Below are 18,623 nucleotides of genomic sequence, written 5' to 3' on the forward strand. Positions count from 1 at the left end.
CACAGGGGTATCCGCAATACGCTCAATGCCATGACGTCTGAGCGCCGCGAACCCAAAGTTGTCGTACTCGGTGGCGGATCCTGGGGTACCACCGTCGCATCCATCTGCTCTCGCCGGGGGCCGACGTTGCAGTGGGTGCGTTCGGACGAGACCGCCAAGGACATCAACGACAACCACCGTAATTCCCGCTATTTGGGCGACGATGTCGAACTGTCGGAAACCTTGCGCGCCACCACCGATTTCAGCGAGGCTGCCGAGTGCGCCGACGTCGTCGTCATGGGTGTGCCCTCGCACGGCTTCCGCGGTGTGCTAGCCGAACTGAGCAGGGAACTGCGACCCTGGGTTCCTGTTGTCAGCCTGGTCAAAGGCCTCGAGCAGGGCACCAATATGCGGATGAGCCAGATCATCGACGAGGTCCTGCCCGGTCACCCGGCCGGCATCCTCGCCGGGCCCAACATCGCGCGTGAGGTCGCCGACGGCTTCGCCGCCGCCGCCGTGCTGGCCATGCCCGATCAGCATCTGGCCGCCAACCTCGCGAAGATGTTCCGCACCAAGCGGTTCCGCGTCTACACCACCGACGATGTCGTCGGCGTGGAGATGGCCGGCGCGCTGAAAAACGTCTACGCCATCGCTGTCGGCATGGGCTATTCGCTGGGCATCGGCGAGAACACGCGGGCGCTGGTGATGGCCCGTGCAGTGCGCGAGATGTCGCGACTCGGCGAGGCCATCGGCGGCCATCGCGACACCTTCTCCGGCTTGGCCGGCATGGGCGACCTCATCGTCACCTGCACATCGCAGCGCAGCCGCAACCGCCACGTCGGTGAACAACTGGGCTCAGGCAAGACCATCGAGGAAATCATCGCCTCCATGAATCAGGTCGCCGAAGGCGTCAAGGCCGCCAGCGTGATCATGGAGTTCGCCGACAAGTACGGCCTGAACATGCCGATCGCGCGGGAAGTCGACGCCGTCATCAATCACGGCGCCAACGTCGAGCAGGCCTACCGTGGCCTGATGGCCGAGAAGCCTGGCCACGAGGTCAACGACTCACACTTCTAATCGAGTCGGCCGATGCCGACCTCTGAGCTCGACTCTGCAGTGGCTGCATCGATCCTGCGGTGAGAGCGCCTTTGAGGGCGTGGATGGCACGCTGAGCGCAGGGTCGATCTGGTGCAGTTCCAGAAGTGAGCTAGCCCGGGAACGACGGGAACAACGGGTTGCCGTTCTTCGGCCGATCCAGCATCGGGCTGGGACCCGACGCGAACGAGGCCGTCGGCCCGACGACGAAGCCGACCTGGTCATGGTTGTTCACACAGGCGACTGTCCCGCCGCCGTCGACGCCACAGCTGACATCGCGAAAGCTCAGCCGGGTGTTCGGCGGAAGCGGCTTGACGTCACCGGCAGCTGCGTAGATCGACGCGCCGGTAGTCGAGAACCCTGGTTGGCCCGCCGGGCCAGCACTCACCAGGTCCGCGCCGTCGGGCGCACCCGGTAGCGCACCACTGCAGCCGTAGCTGCCGTTCCCCTTGTCCAAGACGCAGATGACGCCGGGCGGGCCGGCGAAGGCGTACCAGTTGCCGCCCATCGCCGTGTAGGCCGCCGGGTTCACCGGGGTGTAGGCGTTGACGTTGGGAAGGACCGGGGCCGGCGCCGGGTCAGGATCGGCCGAGGCCACACCCGGCACACCGACCGCCATCGCCCCCGCGGCGCTCACCAGGCCGATCAGGATTCTGCTCAGCATCATCACACCCTACGTAAGCGCCGCTCGCGGCGCAGTTTGCGCACTCACCCGGTCCTTCGGTCTGACACCCGCGATGCGTTACCCCCGAACAGTGGCCAACGACACCCCTAGGTGTAAAACTCGCCCGATTCGGAAACGCAACGACGGTCCCCGCGCTTGACGCATACCAAACGAGCGCAACTACAAGGCAATTCGCGATAGGACCATGACTTCACTTACAACGACGTATCTCGCTGCTGGCCATTGGCAGGAGTTTTGGGCCGGACACATCGGCGACTGGCTGCGCACCAGAGGTCTACACATCGTGCTGGTGATTGCCGCGGCCCTACTGGGCACCCGGCTGATTCGCTGGATCGCCGGCAAGATCGCTGTCCGCCTCGACAGCGGTGATGAACTGGTGCGCTCGGAGACCGCCAAGCACCGCGCCGCCGTCGCCTCGGTGATCTCCTCGGTGGCGATCGCGATTCTCTACGTGCTCGTTTCGGTGGATGTCTTCGACCAGCTGGGCCTGCCCATCGGCTCGCTGGTCGCACCGGCCGCGGTGTTGGGCGCCGCACTGGGTTTCGGCGCCCAGCGGATCGTGCAGGACCTGCTCAGCGGCTTCTTTATCATCACTGAGAAGCAATATGGCTTCGGCGACTTGGTGGCATTGACCGTCACCGGATCAGCGGCCGAGGCCCAAGGCACCGTCGAGGATGTCACCCTGCGCGTGACGAAGCTGCGCACCAGTGACGGCGAGGTGTTCACCATTCCCAACGGCCAGATCGTCAAGGCGTTGAACCTGTCCAAGGACTGGGCGCGCGCCGTCGTCGACATCCCGGTGCCCACCAGCGCCGACCTCAACAAGGTCAACGACGTCCTGCACGAGGTCGCAACCGCCGCGACCACCGACGCCCGCTTGGACCAGCTCCTCCTGGACGAGCCCGCGCTGATGGGCGTGGAGAGCATCAAGCTGGACACGGTCAACCTGCGGATGGTGGCGCGCACTCTGCCGGGCAAGCAGTTCGAGGTCGGCCGAATGCTGAGGGCGATGGTGTTGCGCTCGCTGCGTCAGGCCGGCATCGCCACACCCGCCAAAGCGACTACCGCGACGCCGGTGGCCGCGACGAGCTAGTACCCGGCCATCTTCTCCAGCCGGGCGATCCGGTCTTGGATCGGCGGGTGGGTGGAGAACAGCTTGCCGATCTTCTCGTTGGCGCGGAACGGGCTGGCGATCATCAGGTGCGCCTGATCGGCCAGCTGGGGCTCCGGCGGCAGCGGAGCATTCTCCACCCCGCCACTGATCTTGCGCAGCGCCGACGCCAGCGACAGCGGATCACCGGAGAGCTCAGCCCCTGACTCGTCGGCCTGATACTCGCGCGAGCGCGACACCGCCAGCCGGATCAACGTCGCGGCGATGGGCCCGAGCAATGAAACCAGGAGCAAGGCAAAGGGATTGGCACCGCCTTCGCGGTTGCCGCCGCCGAACATCCCGGCGAACATCGCGATGTTGGCCAATGCGGTGATCACCGAGGCCAGCGCGCCGGCCACACACGAGATCAGGATGTCGCGGTTGTAGACGTGGGACAGCTCGTGGCCCAGCACCGCGCGCAGTTCACGCTCGCTGAGCAGGTCCAGGATGCCGGTGGTGACACACACCGCGGCGTTGCGCGGGTTGCGTCCGGTGGCGAAGGCGTTGGGGTTGGCGGTGTCGCTGATGTACAACCGCGGCATCGGCTGGTGCGCGGTGGTGGCCAGCTCCCGCACGATCGCGTAAATCTTCGGTGCCTGCACCTCGGTGATGGGCTGGGCATGCATAGCGCGCAGGGCGAGTTTGTCGGAGTTGAAGTACACGTAGACGTTCATGCCGATCGCGAAGAGCAGCGCCAGGAACATCACGTTGCGACCGAACAACGACCCGACGAAGACGATCATCGCCGACATTCCGACGAGCAGCATGAACGTCTTGAAGGTGTTGGCGGTCGGATGCCAAGTCATCGAATTCCTCCTACGAGCAAACGCACTCTCACCGGAGATTAACGCCTCGGACCGACGGCTAGGTTCCGCGAATCGCCGTCAGCCGTGCCGGTTGATCGTGTAGTCCATCAGTGAGGCCAGGGCGCGACGGCCCGGCCCATTGGGCAGCCCGGCCAGCTCCTGACCGGCCTCTTCGGCATAACGCTGCACGGTCGCCTTGGCCTTGGCGATGCCGTCGCCCGATCGCAGCAACGCCAGCGCCTCAGCTAGCGCGTCGTCGTCTTCGATCGGGCCTTTGACCAGCTCACGCAGCCGGTCGGCGTCCGGTCCAGTCTCCTGCAATGCGTACAGCACCGGCAGGGTGTGAACACCTTCACGCAAATCGGTCCCCGGCAGCTTGCCCGACTCGTCGGGATCGCTGTCGATGTCGATGATGTCGTCCGAGATCTGGAACGCGGTGCCGACAATGCCCCCGAGCCGGCTCAGCCGCTCGACCTGATCCTCGGTGGCCCCGGCGAACGTCGCGCCGAATAGGCCCGACGCCGCGATCAGGCAGGCGGTCTTCTCATAGACCACCTTCAGGTAGTGCTCCACCGGATCCACACCACTGGTGTTGCCCTTGGTCTCGCGCATCTGGCCCGTGACCAGCTGGGCGAACGTCTCGGCGATGATGCGCACCGCATCTGGACCCAGCCGGCTGACCAGCCGCGAGGCCGTCGCGAACAGGTAGTCCCCGGCCAGGATCGCGATGTTGTTGCCCCAGCGGGCGTTGGCGCTGGGCGCCCCGCGGCGCAGCTGCGCCTCGTCCATCACGTCGTCGTGATACAGCGTGGCCAGGTGCACCAGCTCGATCACCGCGCCGGCCACCGTGACCTGCCAGGCGTCGGGTTCGGGGCCGATCTGCGCCGAGAGCACCGTGAACAGCGGCCGGAATCGCTTGCCGCCGGCTTCGAAGAGATGCACGACCGCTTCGGTCATCAGCTCGTCGCCGCCGCGCAGTTCGGTGCTCATCAGCTCTTCGATGCGGCCCACCCCGTCGCGGACGCTCTGGGCGAACTCCGGATCCCCGAAGTCCACCCCTGCCACCACCGTCGCCGGAGTCCTCACCCTGCCAACATACTGGGGGACATGGACAGGCATGCGACCGGACGGCGGGCAGGAGCGCAGCGACCGGGGGTCGATGTGGTCGTCGTCGGGGCCGGACCAGCCGGTTCGGCGGCCGCGGCCTGGGCCGCCCGGCACGGCCACGACGTGCTGGTCGTCGACGCTGCCGAGTTTCCCCGCGACAAGCCCTGCGGCGACGGGCTGACCCCGCGCGCGGTGCTGGAGTTGCAGCGGCTGGGCCTGGGCGACTGGCTGGACGGCCACATCCGTCATCACGGGCTGCGGTTGTCCGGGTTCGGCGCTGACGTCGAGGTGCCCTGGCCGGGGCCGTCCTTCCCTTCCGGTGGGTCCGCGGTGCCCCGCACCGAGCTCGACGACCGGATCCGCAAGGTGGCCGAGGACGCCGGGGCGTCGATGCTGCTGGGCATGAAAGCCGTTGACGCGTCCGTCGATTCGCGTGGGCAGGTGGACGCGGTGGTGCTGGCCGACGGGTCCAGGGTGTCGTGCCGGTGGGTCATCGTGGCCGACGGAGCCCGGTCGCCGTTCGGTCGCGTGTTAGGCCGGCAGTGGCATCAGGAGACGGTGTACGGGGTGGCCGTGCGGGGCTATCTGGCCTCGCCGCGGTCTTCAGAGCCGTGGATCTCCTCAGATCTGGAATTGCGCTCCGTCGACGGGCAGGTGTTGCCCGGCTACGGCTGGATCTTCCCGCTGGGCAACGGCGAGGTGAACATTGGCGTCGGCGCGCTGGCCACCGCCAAACGGCCCGCCGACGTGGCGCTGCGGCCGCTGATCAAGCACTACACCGACCTCAAGCGCACGTCGTGGGGGTTCGAGGGCGCTCCGCGTGCAGTGTCCTCGGCGTTGTTGCCGATGGGCGGAGCCGTGTCGGGAGTGGCCGGCCCGAACTGGGTGCTCATCGGCGACGCGGCGGCGTGCGTCAACCCGCTCAACGGCGAGGGCATCGACTACGGACTGGAGACCGGGCGGCTGGCCGCCGAGATGCTGGGCAGCGGCGACCTGTCCCTGGCCTGGCCTTCGATGCTCCAGGCGCACTACGGGCGTGGTTTCTCGGTGGCCCGCCGGTTGGGGCTGTTGCTGACGCTGCCGCGGTTCCTGCCGCTGACCGGCCCGATCGCGATGCGCTCTACGGCCTTGATGGGGGTTGCCGTGCGGGTGATGGGAAACCTGGTGACCGACGACGACGCCGACCTGGTAGCCAGGGCATGGCGGGTAGCGGGGCTGGGTTCGCGAATGTTGGACCGCCGCAAGCCTTTCAGCTGACCCGTCCCGGCCGGGGGCTTGGCCGCCAAATTCCGAAATGACAAATTTGACAAAACTTCTTCAAATCGGCTCGTTGCTGACTTAAGCTCCGCCGCATGACTGATTACGACGCGATCATCGTGGGGGCTGGACACAATGGGCTCACCGCAGCGGTGGTGCTGCAGCGTGCGGGACTGCGCACGCTGTGCCTGGAGGCCAACACCTACAGCGGCGGCATGTCGGCGACGGTCGAGCTGATCGACGGGTTCAAGTACGAGATCGCGGGATCCGTGCGCTTCCCGACCGCGCAGAAGATCAACAGCGAGCTGGGCCTGGACACCCTGCCGACCATCGAGTCGGAGATCATGTCGGTCAACCTCGGGGAAAACGGCGAGGAAGCGATGATCTTCCACAGCGACCCGATGGCGATGATGACCCATCTCAATGAGAAGCACGGCATAGAAGCCGTGATGGCGATGGCCAATCTGTATGCCTGGAGTACCGGCCCCGGCAAGGCGCTCGGCCGCTTCGACGCCCTGGCACTCCCGAAGACCATCGACGAGATGTATGCCTGTGCCGCAGACGAAAACGAACGCAGGGCGATACACGAGATGCTGTTCGGCTCGGCGATGGACGTCGTCGACCGGTTCCTGCCCGACAAGGACAAGCATGCGGTAATCCGCGGCATGCTGGCGTTCCTGGCGGTGAACTCCACCTACCGCGGCCCCTACACCCCCGGCAGCGCAACGTGTTTGGCGTTCGCGATGGCCATGCCCCCCGAGGGCGGCCAGATGACCACCAAACTCAAGGGCGGAATCGGCGTGCTCGCCGAGCATCTGCGCGATCTGTTCGTCGATGCCGCCGGCGAAATGCGTTACCGCGCGAAGGTCGAACAGATCCTGGTCGAAGACGCCCACGTCATCGGGGTTCGGCTCAAGGACGGCGAAGTGATCACCGCGCCGATCGTGGTGTCCAACCTCGCGCCCGAGACCACCCTGCTGGATCTCGTTGGCGTCGATCATCTTCCGTCGTCACTGGTGACCCGTCTCGGCGGTCGCGACCACCGGGCGTCGTTCATGCAGATCCACTTCGCCCTGGACGGGCTGCCCGAGTACGCCGCCCCCTACGACTACCTCAACGAGCCGGGCATGCAGATGTCGGTGGGCATGTTCGGTTCACCCGAAGAGCAGCAGCGCCAATGGGAGAAGTGCCGTCGCGGTGAAGTTCCGGACAACCCCGCGCTGTCGATCCAGATGCCGACAGTCGGCGATCCCGAGATGGCTCCCGAAGGTAAGCACGCCGCCAGTGTGTACGCCTACGCGTTCCCCGTCGAGGCGCCCCGCGAGCAGCACGGCCAGTTGAAAACTGAGATGGCTCAACGGGTTGTCGACAAAATCACCCGGTATGCCCCGAACTTCAAAGACATCCTGATCCGCGACATCACCTTCGCGCCGTACCACATGAACACCATGTTCGCCGCACCCAACGGCGACTTCTGCCACGGCCTGCTGCAGCCTGAGCTGATGGGCGTGAACCGGCCGGGGCCCAAGGGATTCATCGACGAGCCAATCCCCATCGAGGGCCTCTACCTCGGCGGCGCGGGCTGCCACGGCGGCCCCGGCATCACATTCGTTCCGGGCTACAACGCCGGTTATCAAGTACTGGCCGACGCGGGGCGCTGATGCCGGCGCGGTTTCGTGCACAGAGCGCACGTTGCCGCGCGGAAATCTACGGCTTGACCGCGGAGTGCAGCGCGACAATCCCGCCAGTGAGGTTGCGCCAGCGCACCTGCGACCAGCCGGCGTCCCGGATCTGCCGGGCCAGCGTCGGTTGGTCGGGCCACGCCCGGATGGACTCGGCCAGATAGACGTAGGCCTCCGGATTGCTCGACACCGCGCGAGCCACCCGCGGCAGCATCTGCATTAGGTACTCCTTGTAGACGGTCGAGAACACCGGCACTACCGGCGTGGAGAACTCGCACACCACCAGCCGACCGCCGGGGCGGGTTACCCGCGCCATCTCGCGCAGGCCCTCGGGGTGGTCGACGACATTTCGCAGACCGAAGCTGATTGTCACTGCGTCGAAAACGTCGTCACCGAAAGGCAGCTTGGTGGCGTCGGCGGCCACCTTCGACACCGGCCGCGCGGCACCGGCCCGCAGCATGCCGACCGAGAAGTCCGCGGCCACACACCACGCGCCGGACTTGGCCAGCTCGACTGTCGATACCGCCGTGCCCGCCGCCAGATCCAGCACCCGGTCGCCGGGGCCGATGCCCAGCGCCGCGCGCATCGCCCGCCGCCACGAGCGGTCCTGGCCGAGCGAGAGCACCGTATTGGTGATGTCATAGCGGCGCGCCACGGCGTCGAACATCGACGCCACATCACGGGGATCCTTGTCCAGCGTCGCGCGGCTCACGGTGCCGACGCTACCCGAGCGGGAATCATGGGCCCGCTCACGCGTTGCACACAGCCATGAGCGAAAAAGTTTGGTTCATCACCGGCACGTCGCGAGGCTTCGGCCGGGAGTGGGCGATCGGCGCCCTGGACCGCGGCGACAAGGTCGCCGCCACCGCACGGGACACCGGCACGCTGGCCGACCTGGTTGACACCTACGGCGACGCGATCCTGCCGATCCAGCTCGACGTCACCGACCGCGAGGCCGACTTCGCCGCCGTCAAGCAGGCCCATGACCACTTCGGCCGCCTCGACATCGTCGTCAACAACGCCGGCTACGGCCACTTCGGCTTCATCGAGGAGCTCAGCGAGGAAGACGCGCGCGACCAGATCGAAACGAACGTATTCGGGGCGCTGTGGATCACTCAGGCCGCGCTGCCATATCTGCGGGCTCAGGGCAGCGGCCACATCATCCAGGTGTCCTCGATCGGCGGCATCACCGCGTTCCCGCTTGTCGGCATCTACCACGCCTCGAAGTGGGCGCTCGAAGGTTTCTCCCAGGCGCTGGCGCAGGAGGTCGCACCGTTCGGCATTCACGTCACGCTGATCGAGCCGGGCGGCTTCGACACCGACTGGTCGGGCCCATCATCGAAGCGATCGGTCGAGCTACCCGACTACGCGGATTTGCACAAGCAGGTCGATGAGTTGCGCGCCAAGCGGTGGGCCAAACCCGGCGACCCCAAGGCGTCGGCGGCGGCGATTCTCAAGATCGTGGATGCGCCGACACCGCCCCTGCGGGCATTCTTCGGGGAGTCGCCACTGGCCACAGCAAAGGCCGACTACGAAGGTCGACTCGCCAACTGGGAGCAGTGGCAGCCGCTCGCCGTCGAGGCGCAGGGCTAGTTATATTGCGCGGGCGTCAACTCGCGATAATTGACGTGCGCGACTAGCCATCCGTTCGCTGAGGTGAATGAGCCGATCCTCGTGCCCAGCCGGCATGGTGTAAGCCAACTTACGGAGTTCGAGGGCAAATTCACTGAGATCTTGGCGATGCAAGGCGTCGTTCATTAGACGTCCCCCGTCGAGGAGAGGTGGTGTTGTCATTTGCGATTAGCGTTCCCCCGCTTGGCTTTCAGTCTGCTCCAGACCACCCGGTATGAAAAGGTTTCTCAGGAACAATTAAGGCTATGGTTCGGTGTCGCTCAGGCCGCGTGGGTACGACGCCGGCGGCGTCCCTCGATCCGCACCGCCTCGTAGTGACCAATTAGCTGGTCGCAGATCGCCGGCCACGTCCGGCCAAGCACACTGCGACGGGCGGCCAGCGAATAGCGGGACCGTTCATCGAGTAAATGGTCCACTGACTGCGGCAGCCGAGTCTCGAATTCGTCGACCGCCAGCAAAAGACCCGTGCGGTACGGCGCCACCAGATCGCGCGGGCCACCCGCATTGGGCGCGACGACCGGCAGACCCGAGGCCATTGCCTCCTGCACGGCCTGGCAGAAAGTCTCGTGCTCACCCGGGTGGACGAAGACATCCATGCTGGCGTAGGCCGCAGCCAGCTGTCCCCCGTACAGCGCGCCGGTGAACACCGCCGACGGCAGCAGTGTTCGCAGCTTCTCGCGGTCGACACCGTCACCGACGATGACCAGCTGCAGGTCGTCGCGCCGGGCCAGCACCGCCAGCCGTTCGACGTGCTTCTCCGGCGCGAGCCGCCCCACGAAGCCCACGATCGGCTTGCCGTCCGGTGACCATTGCGCGCGCAGCTCGCTGTCGCGCGCCGACGGCGCGAAGCCGGTGACGTCGACTCCGCGGGCCCATTGATGAACCCTCGGAATACCATGTGCGGCAAGGTCTTCCATCGCAGCCGTGGACGGGGCCAGGGTGCGGTCGACTCGGGAGTGAAGGTGCCGGTTCCATGCCCACGCCGCCCGCGCTGCCGCACCGATGCCGTAGCTTTGCGCGAACCCGGCGATATCGGTCTGGTACACGGCCACGGTCGGCACACCGAGGTACCGCGCGGCCTGCAGGCCGCCGTATCCCAGCAGCGCCGGGGACGCCAGATGCACGACATGGGGGTCGAACCCGCGTAGCACCCGCACCATGCGCGGCCGTGGCACGCCCAGCGGCAACGACGTCACCTTCGGGAACATCTTCGACGGGACCCTGTGCACCCGGATTCCGTCATGGACACGCTCGGCCGCCGGCTCACCACGCGGGGTGTCCGGGGCGATTACGAGCGCTTCGTGCCCCGTGCGACGGAGATGCTCCAACACCCGCAGCACCGAATTGGTGACTCCGTTGACGTTGGGCAGGAAAGACTCGGCGACAATCGCAACGCGCACACGACAAGGGTGGCATCAGCGCCTTTAGGCAAGGTTGCGCTCAGACATACACGACACGAAAAACTGGTGGAACCGGGTACCGTTCGAGCATGCGGTACTGGTCTGTGCTCGTCGTGGCGCTGGTCATGTTAGTTGGCGGTTGCAGTAAGGAAATCACCGGCGCGGCACAGATGGATCCGCACGGGCCGACGACCGCGATCAGTAAGGACGGCTTCGGCATTGTGGTCGGAGACCCCAACGCGCGCGTCCACATCGAGCTCTACACCGAACCGCAATGCAATCACTGTGCCGATCTGCAGAAGGATTTCGGTGATCAGCTGTCGAGCTACATGAAGCTCGGTCAGCTCGTCGTCACCTATCGGCCGTTGACGTTCCTGGACGACCAGCCCGGCGGCTATTCCGACCGCGTGGCCAACGCATTGTTCCTGGCGGCCGGACCAGACACCTTAGCCAAAGCGTTTCAGGCGTTCGTCCAAGATCTTTGGGGCCATCAGAGCCCAGGCAGCAAGGGCCCCACCGACACACAGATCGCCGACATGGCCCGCGAAAGCGGTGTGCCGCCAGCGGCGGTCGACGCCATGCGGGCGGCCAAATCGGCGCTGGATCTGCAAGAGATGGAAGACACCAACTTCGAATATCTCTACGAGATCGACCCGATGAACACCGGTACCCCGACGGTGTTCGACCTCACCACGAACAAGACGGTCGATATCTACGACAACAACTGGCTGTCCAAGCTGATGTCCAGCTGACTCACCCGGCGCTCGAGGAACACCAATACCGTCAGCACCAGACCGGCGATCAGCCAGGCCACCACCGCGATCGAGCCGGCCGGAATGATCGCCAGAGCGGCCGTACGGTGTTGCACCCGAACCAGATCCGGATCGTTCTTGTCGTACTCGACGTATATGCGCATCCCCTCGGCCAGCTCCGAGGGGTAGAGAACCCCGAGCTCGGGACGGTACGTGACACGGTCAGGGGTGACGAACTCGATGGTCGAACGGCGCGGCCCGGCCGAGAGCACTTCGGCTTGTGCCACACCCATATTGCGTTCGATCTGGCGGTCGTTGCGCCACGCGCCGGCCACCAGTAGTACAGATTGCAGGGTGACCAGTCCGACCAGGATCCACACCGCACACTTGCTCCAGCGCAACAGCTTTCGCTGCTTGGTGTCGACGACGTCGGGATTGCGCCTCGGCAGTGCGGCACGCAGCAGGGCAAGGAGCCTGCCGATCACAGTGCCGCCCGGATCGCGGCATGCAGCTGCCGCAACGAGGACCGGTCCGCCTTGACCTCGAGAACCCGCATGCCGTCGTGAGATTCGCCCAGCGCGGGACCGAGTTCGTCGACCTCGATCTGGCGGGCATCGATGTGATACGCGCGGCACAGCGCGCCGACGTCGACGTCATGCGGGGTGCCGAAGACCCGCGACGACACATCGGAGAACCGCGGATCGCCCTGCTCGAGTAGTTCGAAGATGCCGCCGCCGTTGTCGTTGGACACCACGATCGTCAGGTTCTTCGGCATCGGCTCGGTGGGGCCGATCAACAACCCGGAGCTGTCGTGCACGAACGTCATGTCACCGATCAGACCGATGGTGCGGCCCGGGTGTGCCAGGGCCGCACCGATGATCGTCGACACAGTGCCGTCGATACCGGCCACGCCACGGTTGGAGCGCACCTTCACGCCCTCGGTGTTCAGCCCGACCAGAGCCGCGTCGCGCACCGGGTTGGAGGCGCCGAGCACGAGCTGATCCCCCGGGCGCACCGCGTCGGCCACCGCGGCCGCGACATGGAGGCCGGTGGTCAGCGGGTGGGCGGCCAGCTGGTTGCGCACGGCGGTCATCGCGTGCCGGTTAGCGTCCGCGCAGCGCTGCAGCCACGCCGGGGCCGGTGCGCCACGAGTCTCGGCCCGGGTGCCGGTGGCCTGCGAGTTGCCCGAGACGTCCGGCCAGCGGGGGCCGGTGGTCAACGCGAACACCGGCAGCGACGGGTCGGCCAGCAGCGTCGACACCGGCCGGTGCAGGGTGGGCCGGCCCAGCATGATGACCTGGCGAGGCCGCAGCAGCGGCAGCGCCAGCGGATGCAGCGGGTTGGCGGCGTGCGGTGCGGTCGGCTCGGCGACCGTGGGCAGGGCGGCCAGGTTGGGGTGCACACCGGCGCCGTGCCCGGCGATCACCACGGTGTCAGGGGTGAGGTCGATCTCCAGGGGCTGGTCGAAAGTGACCGGCGGGGTGTACGTCCACGGCTTGCCGTCGGGGCGTCCGGCCGGAACGTCGGCGGGTGTCGGGTCGGCATCGGGCACCAGCGGTTCGCGCAGCGGGATGTCGAATTGCACCGGACCGGCGTTAGCGGTGCGGGCGCCGGTGGCCGCGGCCAGCACACGGCAGGTCGCCGAGCGCCACTGCGCGTTGAGTGCATCGAGCTTGTCGGTTCCCTCTTCGGCGAGGCCGAGACTGATCGCCGCGCGAACCTGGGTGCCGAAGTAGCCGAGCTGCTCGAAGGTCTGGTTGGCGCCGGTGCCCAGCAGCTCGTAGGGCCGGTTGGCCGAGAGCAGGATCAGCGGGACGCGGGCGTAGTTGGCCTCCACAACGGCGGGCCCCATGTTGGCCACCGCGGTACCCGACGTCATCGCCACGCATACCGGGGCGCGCTCGGCCACCGCGAGGCCGATCGCCAGATAGCCGGCGGTGCGCTCGTCGATACGGACGTGCAGGCGGAGCCGGCCGGCCCGGTCGGCATCAGAGAGCGCGAAGGCCAGCGGGGCGTTGCGTGAGCCCGGGCACAGCACGACGTCGCGGACGCCGCCGCGAATCAATTCGTCGACGACGACACGAGCCTGAGCCGTCGATGGGTTCACCACTACAGCGTGTCACACGTCGGTTCCGAGGGGCTCAGACCAGCGAGCCGGCGAAGAAGTCGAGCATCGCGCTGTTCACCGTGTCCGGGCGCTCCAGGAATCCCAGATGCCCGGTATGGCCGATCTGCACGTAGCGGCCGTTGGGCATGGCGTCGGCGACCTCGCGGCCCAGCGCCGCCGGGGTCAGCAGATCGTCGGCGAACCCGATCACCAACACCTCGGTGGTGATGGCGCGGTAGGCGGCCAGCCGATTCTCGTGTGGATAGACCTCGAGCTGGGCGCGCAGCCCCGGCGTGCGCTTGATCGGGAAGGCGGTGAACATCTCCATCCAGTCCCCGATGGCCTTCTCATCGTTGATGGTCTTCGGGGAGAAGTTCTCCAGCACACGGACTTTCGCGGCATAGGAGGCCGGCACCTGGACCTCGGCCTTGTTCAGCTCGACGTCGGCGGCGCGGAACGACCGCCGGATGCGGTCCAGCCGCCCGCGGGTGCCCATCAGCACGGCCTGGCTGATCAGGTCGGGGCGCAGCAGCATCAATTCCTGGGCGATATAGGCGCCCATCGACATCGCCACCACCCGTGTCGGGCCACCGACGACCTGCTCGATGAGCTCGGCAGTGTCGGCGACCATCTGCTCGGTGCCGAATCCGCCGGCGTTCTCGGTGGCCCCGATTCCGCGGTTGTCGAACGTGATGCAGCGATAGCCTGCCGCCATGAACGGCGGGACCTGGTGGATGTGCCAGGTACGCCCGGCGCCGCCGGTGCCGGCGATGAACAGAACCGGGTCGCCGGAGCCGTTTTCCTCGTAGGCCAGGTTGATCACCTGGCAGAGGCTACGCGCCCCCGTTTGCGCCTGCTCCGCGACCGGGCCGCGTCGATCGCACCGGTCCACATCAACGACGTCATCGCCTTGAGCTGGGTGGGGGTGGCCACTTCCCTGGCCATCAGCGCGGTGGCGGTGGCCTTGGTGGCCGCCGACGCCTTGGACATGTGACCGGAGTCGAACGGCGGCTGCGGGTCGTACTCCATCGACAGCTGGATCGCCTTGGCACGCTCGTCGCCGCCGATCTGGCCCGCCAGCCACAACGCGAGGTCGATGCCCGCCGACACCCCTGCGCTGGTGACGATGTCGCCTTCGTGGACCACCCGCTCGTCCTTGACCGCTGTCACACCGAGCGCCTTGAGCGCGGTGAGCGCCGCCCAGTGCGACGTCGCCCGCTTGCCCTTCAGCAGTCCGGCGGCGGCCAGGATCACCGACCCCGAGCACACCGAGGTCGTCCAGGTGGCCGTTTCGTGCGCGCGGCGTAGCCAATCGAGCAGCTTCTCGTCACGGGCATGCGCCATGGTGGTCATCCCGCCGGGCACGAGAATGACTTCGGGAGAAGGGGTTTCGCCGAAGGAGTGGGTGGCGCCGATGACGAGCACGCCGGAGTCGGCGGTGATCGGCCCTGGCTCGTGCCACACGAACCGGACCTCGGTGTCGGGCAGCCAGCGCAGCACTTCGTAGGGGCCGATGAAGTCCAGCGCGGTGAAGCCGGGATAGAGCACGATGGCGATCTGCATGGGAATCTCCTCTAGCCGATTAGGCAAACGTTTTGCGGTATTGGTCAGGCGATATCCCGATCCGGCGAATGAAGTTGCGGCGCATGGTTTCCGATGTCCCGAATCCGCATCGCGCGGCAATGCTGACGACGGTGTCGTCGGTCTCCTCCAGCTGGCGGCGCGCAGCTTCGGTGCGGACACGTTCGACGTAGGCGCCGGGCGCCTCACCGATTTCGTCGGTGAACACCCGGGTGAAATGCCGCGGGCTCATCGCGGCACGCCGCGCCAAATCCGAGATGCTATGGGCGGCACCGGGTTCGGATTCGATGGCCTCCTGGACGTCCCGGATGGGCTGGCGCCGCGCCCGCGGCATCCACACCGGCGCGGCGAATTGGGTCTGCCCGCCGGGGCGGCGCAGGTACAACACCAGGTAGCGGGCGACGGTCTGGGCCACCTCGGTGCCGTAGTCGTCCTCGACTAGTGCCAGCGACAGGTCGATGCCCGCCGTCACTCCGGCCGCCGTCCACACGGTGGCCGAGCTGCGCAAGAAGATGGGTTCGCGGTCGACGGTGATGGCCGGGTACTCGCGGGCCATCCGGTCGGCGAATGCCCAGTGCGTGGTCGCGCGGCAGCCGTCGAGCAGACCGGCCTCGGCCGCCAGGAAGGACCCGGTGCACACGCTGACGACGCGGCGGGAGTTGGCGGCGGCCCGCCGGATCCAGGCCATGGTGGCGGGGTCTTCGCGGGCGGCGTCGACGCCCGCACCCCCCGGCAGGATGAGGGTGTCGATATCGGCCGGCTCGGGCATCGCCTCGGCGACGAAGGCCAGGCTGGTCGCGGTGGTGACAGGTTCGCCGTCGCGGGAGGCGACGCCGACCCGGTATCCACCCTCTGTCAGCAGCGCCGCGCCGGTGAACACGTCGTGGGGTCCGACCAGGTCCAGCGCCTGGACGCCGGGAAAGCCGAGGATCACCACCGATCGCGCCATGCGTTCAGTCTCGGCGCTCACCACTTATGGCGTCTAGGCCATGCACCCCACAAATCAGGACATAGCGTTCGGCGCTCAGGGCTTCCCCCGGTCCTCCTCAAGGAACTCGTCCATCAGCGGGGTCTCGGCGACCACCGGGTAGTCGCCGGTGTAGCCGACACGCTCCTGCGCCATCTCCAGCACCCGGCCGCGTACCGCGTACCAGCCCACGATCAACACGGGCACGATCACCACGAGCGCGACCAGATTCCAATAGTTCTCGTAGCACATCAGCCCGGTCACCACCGCGAGGAAGGCCAACGTGGCGTAGCTGGTGTAGGGCGTTCCCCACAGCCGGAAGGCGGGCCGGCTCAGGATGCCCTTCTGCGACCAGCGATACAGCTGGATCTGACAAATGACGATGGTGCCCCACGAGGCGATGATGCCCAGCGCCGAGAGATCCAGCGCGATGTTGAACGCCTCGGCGGGCACCACGAGATTGAGGAACACCCCAAGCACGGTGAAGCACGCCGTGAGTGCGATACCGGCGAACGGGACACCGCGTTTGGTCATGCGCCCGGTGACTTGTGGTGCGCTGCCGTTCATCGCCATCGAACGCAGGATTCGGCCGGTGGAGTACAGGCCTGCGTTGAGGCTCGACATGGCCGCGGTGAGCACCACGAAGTTCATGATGGTTCCCGCCGCGGGCACCCCGATTCGGGAGAAAAACGTCACGAACGGGCTCTCGCCCTGTTTGTACGTGGTGTAGGGCAACAGCAAGGCCAGCAGGACCAAAGATCCGACGTAGAACACCGCGATACGGACCACGACCGAGTTGATGGCCTTGGGCATCACCTTGTCCGGGTTCTCCGTCTCACCAGCAGCCGTGCCCACCAATTCCACTGCGGCATAAGCGAAAATCACACCGGAGGTGATGACCACCAGGGACAGCACTCCGGTGGGCAGCAGACCGCCGTTGTCTGCGATCACCGTCGTCCCGGTGGTCGACCCCTCGATCGTGAAGCGACCCGCCAGGAACACGATGCCCACCACCAGGAACGTCACCAGCGCGACGACCTTGATCAGCGCGGCCCAGAACTCCATCTCACCGAAGACCTTCACCGAGATCATGTTGACGGTGAGCACGATGAGGAGCGCGACCAGCGCGATGGCCCACTGGGGGATCGCCTTGAACGCGCCCCAGTAGTGCATGTACAGCGCGACGGCGGTGACGTCCACGATCGACGTGCAGGCCCAGTTGAAGAAGTACATCCAGCCGGCCACATAGGCGGCCTTCTCCCCGAGGAATTCTCGTGCGTAGGACACGAACGACCCCGACGACGGGCGGTGCAACACCAGCTCGCCCAATGCCCGCAGGATGAAGAACACGAATACGCCGCAGATCGCGTAGACGATGAACAGTCCCGGCCCCGCGGTGTGGAGCCGTCCCCCGGCACCCATGAACAGGCCGGTGCCGATCGCTCCCCCGATGGCGATCATCTGCAACTGCCGCGGTTTGAGCCCCTTGTGATAGCCGACGTCCTCGTGGGCCAACGCGGATTTGTCGTATGCGGTTGGCGCTGCCATTGCCGGAGGGTATCCAGTGCAGGCTACGGCCGAAACGGCCTGGGCGTTAAGCTTCAGTTACGCAAGGTTTCCCGCTTGTCACGTCATTAGTCGTCTGATCAGCGAGACGAATTCGGAACATGTCTGGTAACGCTGCTCGGGGCGTTTGGCCATCGCTTTGGCCAGAACGGAATCGAACGCTCGCGGCACCCACTCAACGCTGTAGGACACCCGAGGCGGCCGGTGGTGCAGGTGTGCGTCGATGAGCCCCATCGCGGTGACGGCGCGGAATGGTGTTGCACCCGTGAGCATCTCGACCGCAGTACAGGCCAACTCGTACTCGTCGGTCGCCGGGGAAGGCGTTTCACCGGTCAGCAGTTCAGGCGCGACATAGGGCAACGACGCCGTGATGTGAGTGGGGCGATCGGCCAGCGGCGCTGGTGGCTCGCCGGTCAGGTGCGCGACTCCGAAGTCGATGAGTACCGCACCTTCGTGCGAAAAGTCGCTACCTACAAGAATATTGGTAGGTTTGACGTCGCAATGCACCACACCGTTGGCATGTGCGTAGTCCAGGGCATCGGCGATCTGAGTGAGCGCCGTCAACTTGTCGGTAAGAGCCGTCAATGCCTGAGCGCTGCCACCGTCGACGTACTGCATGGCCAACCAGGTGGGCCCGCTGTCCGACATCGCCACGATGTGCCGGTGGTGCAGGCCACTGGCGATGACGAATTCGCGCCGAAGACGCTCCAGGGCCTCGGGAGCGTCGTCGGCGATGACCTTCAGCGCGAAGGAGTCTGACTCTCGGTGGACCTGATAGACCGTCGCGCTGCCGCCACGTCCCAACGACCTGTCGACGACGTAGCCGGCGAACTGATCACCCGGACGCAGCACATGCC

General features: G+C 66.5%; 18 protein-coding genes. 6 read left to right on the forward strand and 12 right to left on the reverse strand.

Annotation, left to right across the window (positions count from 1 at the left end):
* Window positions 1-30: 30 nt before the first annotated feature.
* A complete protein-coding gene (locus CG716_RS17520; protein ID WP_094481863.1) occupies window positions 31-1,056 on the forward strand; it encodes an NAD(P)H-dependent glycerol-3-phosphate dehydrogenase in 1,026 nt (341 codons plus the stop codon).
* A 130-nt stretch (window positions 1,057-1,186) separates the two neighbouring features.
* Here the strand turns inward: CG716_RS17520 and CG716_RS17525 are convergent, their stop codons facing one another.
* Window positions 1,187-1,738 carry a hypothetical protein gene (locus CG716_RS17525; protein ID WP_094482093.1) on the reverse strand — a complete coding sequence of 184 codons (552 nt, stop codon included), beginning with the start codon at window positions 1,736-1,738 and terminating at the stop codon, window positions 1,187-1,189.
* A 205-nt stretch (window positions 1,739-1,943) separates the two neighbouring features.
* Here CG716_RS17525 and CG716_RS17530 point away from each other — a divergent pair, with 205 nt between their 5' ends.
* The gene (locus CG716_RS17530; protein ID WP_094481865.1) at window positions 1,944-2,852 is read left to right on the forward strand and encodes a mechanosensitive ion channel family protein; all 909 of its coding nucleotides are present in this window, start codon (window positions 1,944-1,946) and stop codon (window positions 2,850-2,852) included.
* Here CG716_RS17530 and htpX read toward each other — a convergent pair.
* Together htpX and grcC1 are read right to left on the reverse strand one after the other, a co-directional pair.
* Window positions 2,849-3,715: a zinc metalloprotease HtpX gene (gene htpX, locus CG716_RS17535; RefSeq protein ID WP_094481867.1), complete on the reverse strand. Its 867-nt coding sequence runs from the start codon at window positions 3,713-3,715 to the stop codon at window positions 2,849-2,851. The genes CG716_RS17530 and htpX overlap by 4 nt on opposite strands.
* 78 nt (window positions 3,716-3,793) lie before the next feature.
* Window positions 3,794-4,801, reverse strand: a complete 1,008-nt coding sequence (gene grcC1, locus CG716_RS17540; RefSeq protein ID WP_207760709.1) for a nonaprenyl/(2E,6E)-farnesyl/geranylgeranyl diphosphat synthase — start codon at window positions 4,799-4,801, stop codon at window positions 3,794-3,796.
* A gap of 21 nt (window positions 4,802-4,822) precedes the next feature.
* Between grcC1 and menJ the strand changes: the two genes are divergently transcribed.
* A complete protein-coding gene (gene menJ / locus CG716_RS17545) occupies window positions 4,823-6,079 on the forward strand; it encodes a menaquinone reductase MenJ (RefSeq protein ID WP_094481871.1) in 1,257 nt (418 codons plus the stop codon).
* 95 nt (window positions 6,080-6,174) lie between these two features.
* A complete protein-coding gene (locus tag CG716_RS17550) occupies window positions 6,175-7,740 on the forward strand; it encodes a phytoene desaturase family protein (RefSeq protein WP_094481873.1) in 1,566 nt (521 codons plus the stop codon).
* 46 nt (window positions 7,741-7,786) lie between these two features.
* Here the strand turns inward: CG716_RS17550 and CG716_RS17555 are convergent, their stop codons facing one another.
* Window positions 7,787-8,473: a demethylmenaquinone methyltransferase gene (locus CG716_RS17555; RefSeq protein ID WP_094481875.1), complete on the reverse strand. Its 687-nt coding sequence runs from the start codon at window positions 8,471-8,473 to the stop codon at window positions 7,787-7,789.
* A gap of 56 nt (window positions 8,474-8,529) precedes the next feature.
* Between CG716_RS17555 and CG716_RS17560 the strand changes: the two genes are divergently transcribed.
* Entirely contained in the window at window positions 8,530-9,354 is an 825-nt protein-coding gene (locus CG716_RS17560) for an SDR family oxidoreductase (protein ID WP_094481877.1), read from the forward strand.
* 299 nt (window positions 9,355-9,653) lie between these two features.
* Here CG716_RS17560 and CG716_RS17565 read toward each other — a convergent pair whose 3' ends face one another.
* Window positions 9,654-10,793, reverse strand: a complete 1,140-nt coding sequence (locus tag CG716_RS17565; RefSeq protein WP_094481879.1) for a glycosyltransferase family 4 protein — start codon at window positions 10,791-10,793, stop codon at window positions 9,654-9,656.
* A gap of 89 nt (window positions 10,794-10,882) precedes the next feature.
* Between CG716_RS17565 and CG716_RS17570 the strand changes: the two genes are divergently transcribed.
* Window positions 10,883-11,545 (forward strand): DsbA family protein, encoded by a 663-nt coding sequence (locus CG716_RS17570; RefSeq protein WP_094481881.1) that lies wholly within the window; start codon window positions 10,883-10,885, stop codon window positions 11,543-11,545.
* Here the strand turns inward: CG716_RS17570 and CG716_RS17575 are convergent.
* From CG716_RS17575 to CG716_RS17605, 7 genes are all read right to left on the reverse strand, one after another.
* Window positions 11,506-12,027 (reverse strand): DUF3592 domain-containing protein, encoded by a 522-nt coding sequence (locus CG716_RS17575; RefSeq protein ID WP_234817898.1) that lies wholly within the window; start codon window positions 12,025-12,027, stop codon window positions 11,506-11,508. The genes CG716_RS17570 and CG716_RS17575 overlap by 40 nt on opposite strands.
* Window positions 12,027-13,652, reverse strand: coding sequence for a 2-succinyl-5-enolpyruvyl-6-hydroxy-3-cyclohexene-1-carboxylic-acid synthase (menD, locus tag CG716_RS17580; RefSeq protein ID WP_094482095.1), 1,626 nt, complete (start codon window positions 13,650-13,652; stop codon window positions 12,027-12,029). The genes CG716_RS17575 and menD overlap by 1 nt, the downstream gene beginning before the upstream one ends.
* A gap of 34 nt (window positions 13,653-13,686) precedes the next feature.
* Window positions 13,687-14,475: an alpha/beta fold hydrolase gene (locus tag CG716_RS17585; protein ID WP_094481885.1), complete on the reverse strand. Its 789-nt coding sequence runs from the start codon at window positions 14,473-14,475 to the stop codon at window positions 13,687-13,689.
* Complete coding sequence (locus tag CG716_RS17590; protein ID WP_094481887.1) at window positions 14,472-15,215, reverse strand: DJ-1/PfpI family protein; 744 nt, start codon at window positions 15,213-15,215, stop codon at window positions 14,472-14,474. The genes CG716_RS17585 and CG716_RS17590 overlap by 4 nt, the downstream gene beginning before the upstream one ends.
* A gap of 19 nt (window positions 15,216-15,234) precedes the next feature.
* Window positions 15,235-16,182, reverse strand: a complete 948-nt coding sequence (locus CG716_RS17595; RefSeq protein ID WP_094481889.1) for a GlxA family transcriptional regulator — start codon at window positions 16,180-16,182, stop codon at window positions 15,235-15,237.
* Between the two features lie 75 nt (window positions 16,183-16,257).
* A complete protein-coding gene (locus CG716_RS17600) occupies window positions 16,258-17,748 on the reverse strand; it encodes an amino acid permease (RefSeq protein WP_094481891.1) in 1,491 nt (496 codons plus the stop codon).
* A gap of 78 nt (window positions 17,749-17,826) precedes the next feature.
* Window positions 17,827-18,618: a serine/threonine-protein kinase gene (locus CG716_RS17605; protein ID WP_094481893.1), complete on the reverse strand. Its 792-nt coding sequence runs from the start codon at window positions 18,616-18,618 to the stop codon at window positions 17,827-17,829.
* Between the last annotated feature and the right edge of the window lie 5 nt (window positions 18,619-18,623).

Origin of the sequence: Mycolicibacterium sphagni, assembly GCF_002250655.1 — a bacterium.
GTDB lineage: Bacteria > Actinomycetota > Actinomycetes > Mycobacteriales > Mycobacteriaceae > Mycobacterium > Mycobacterium sphagni.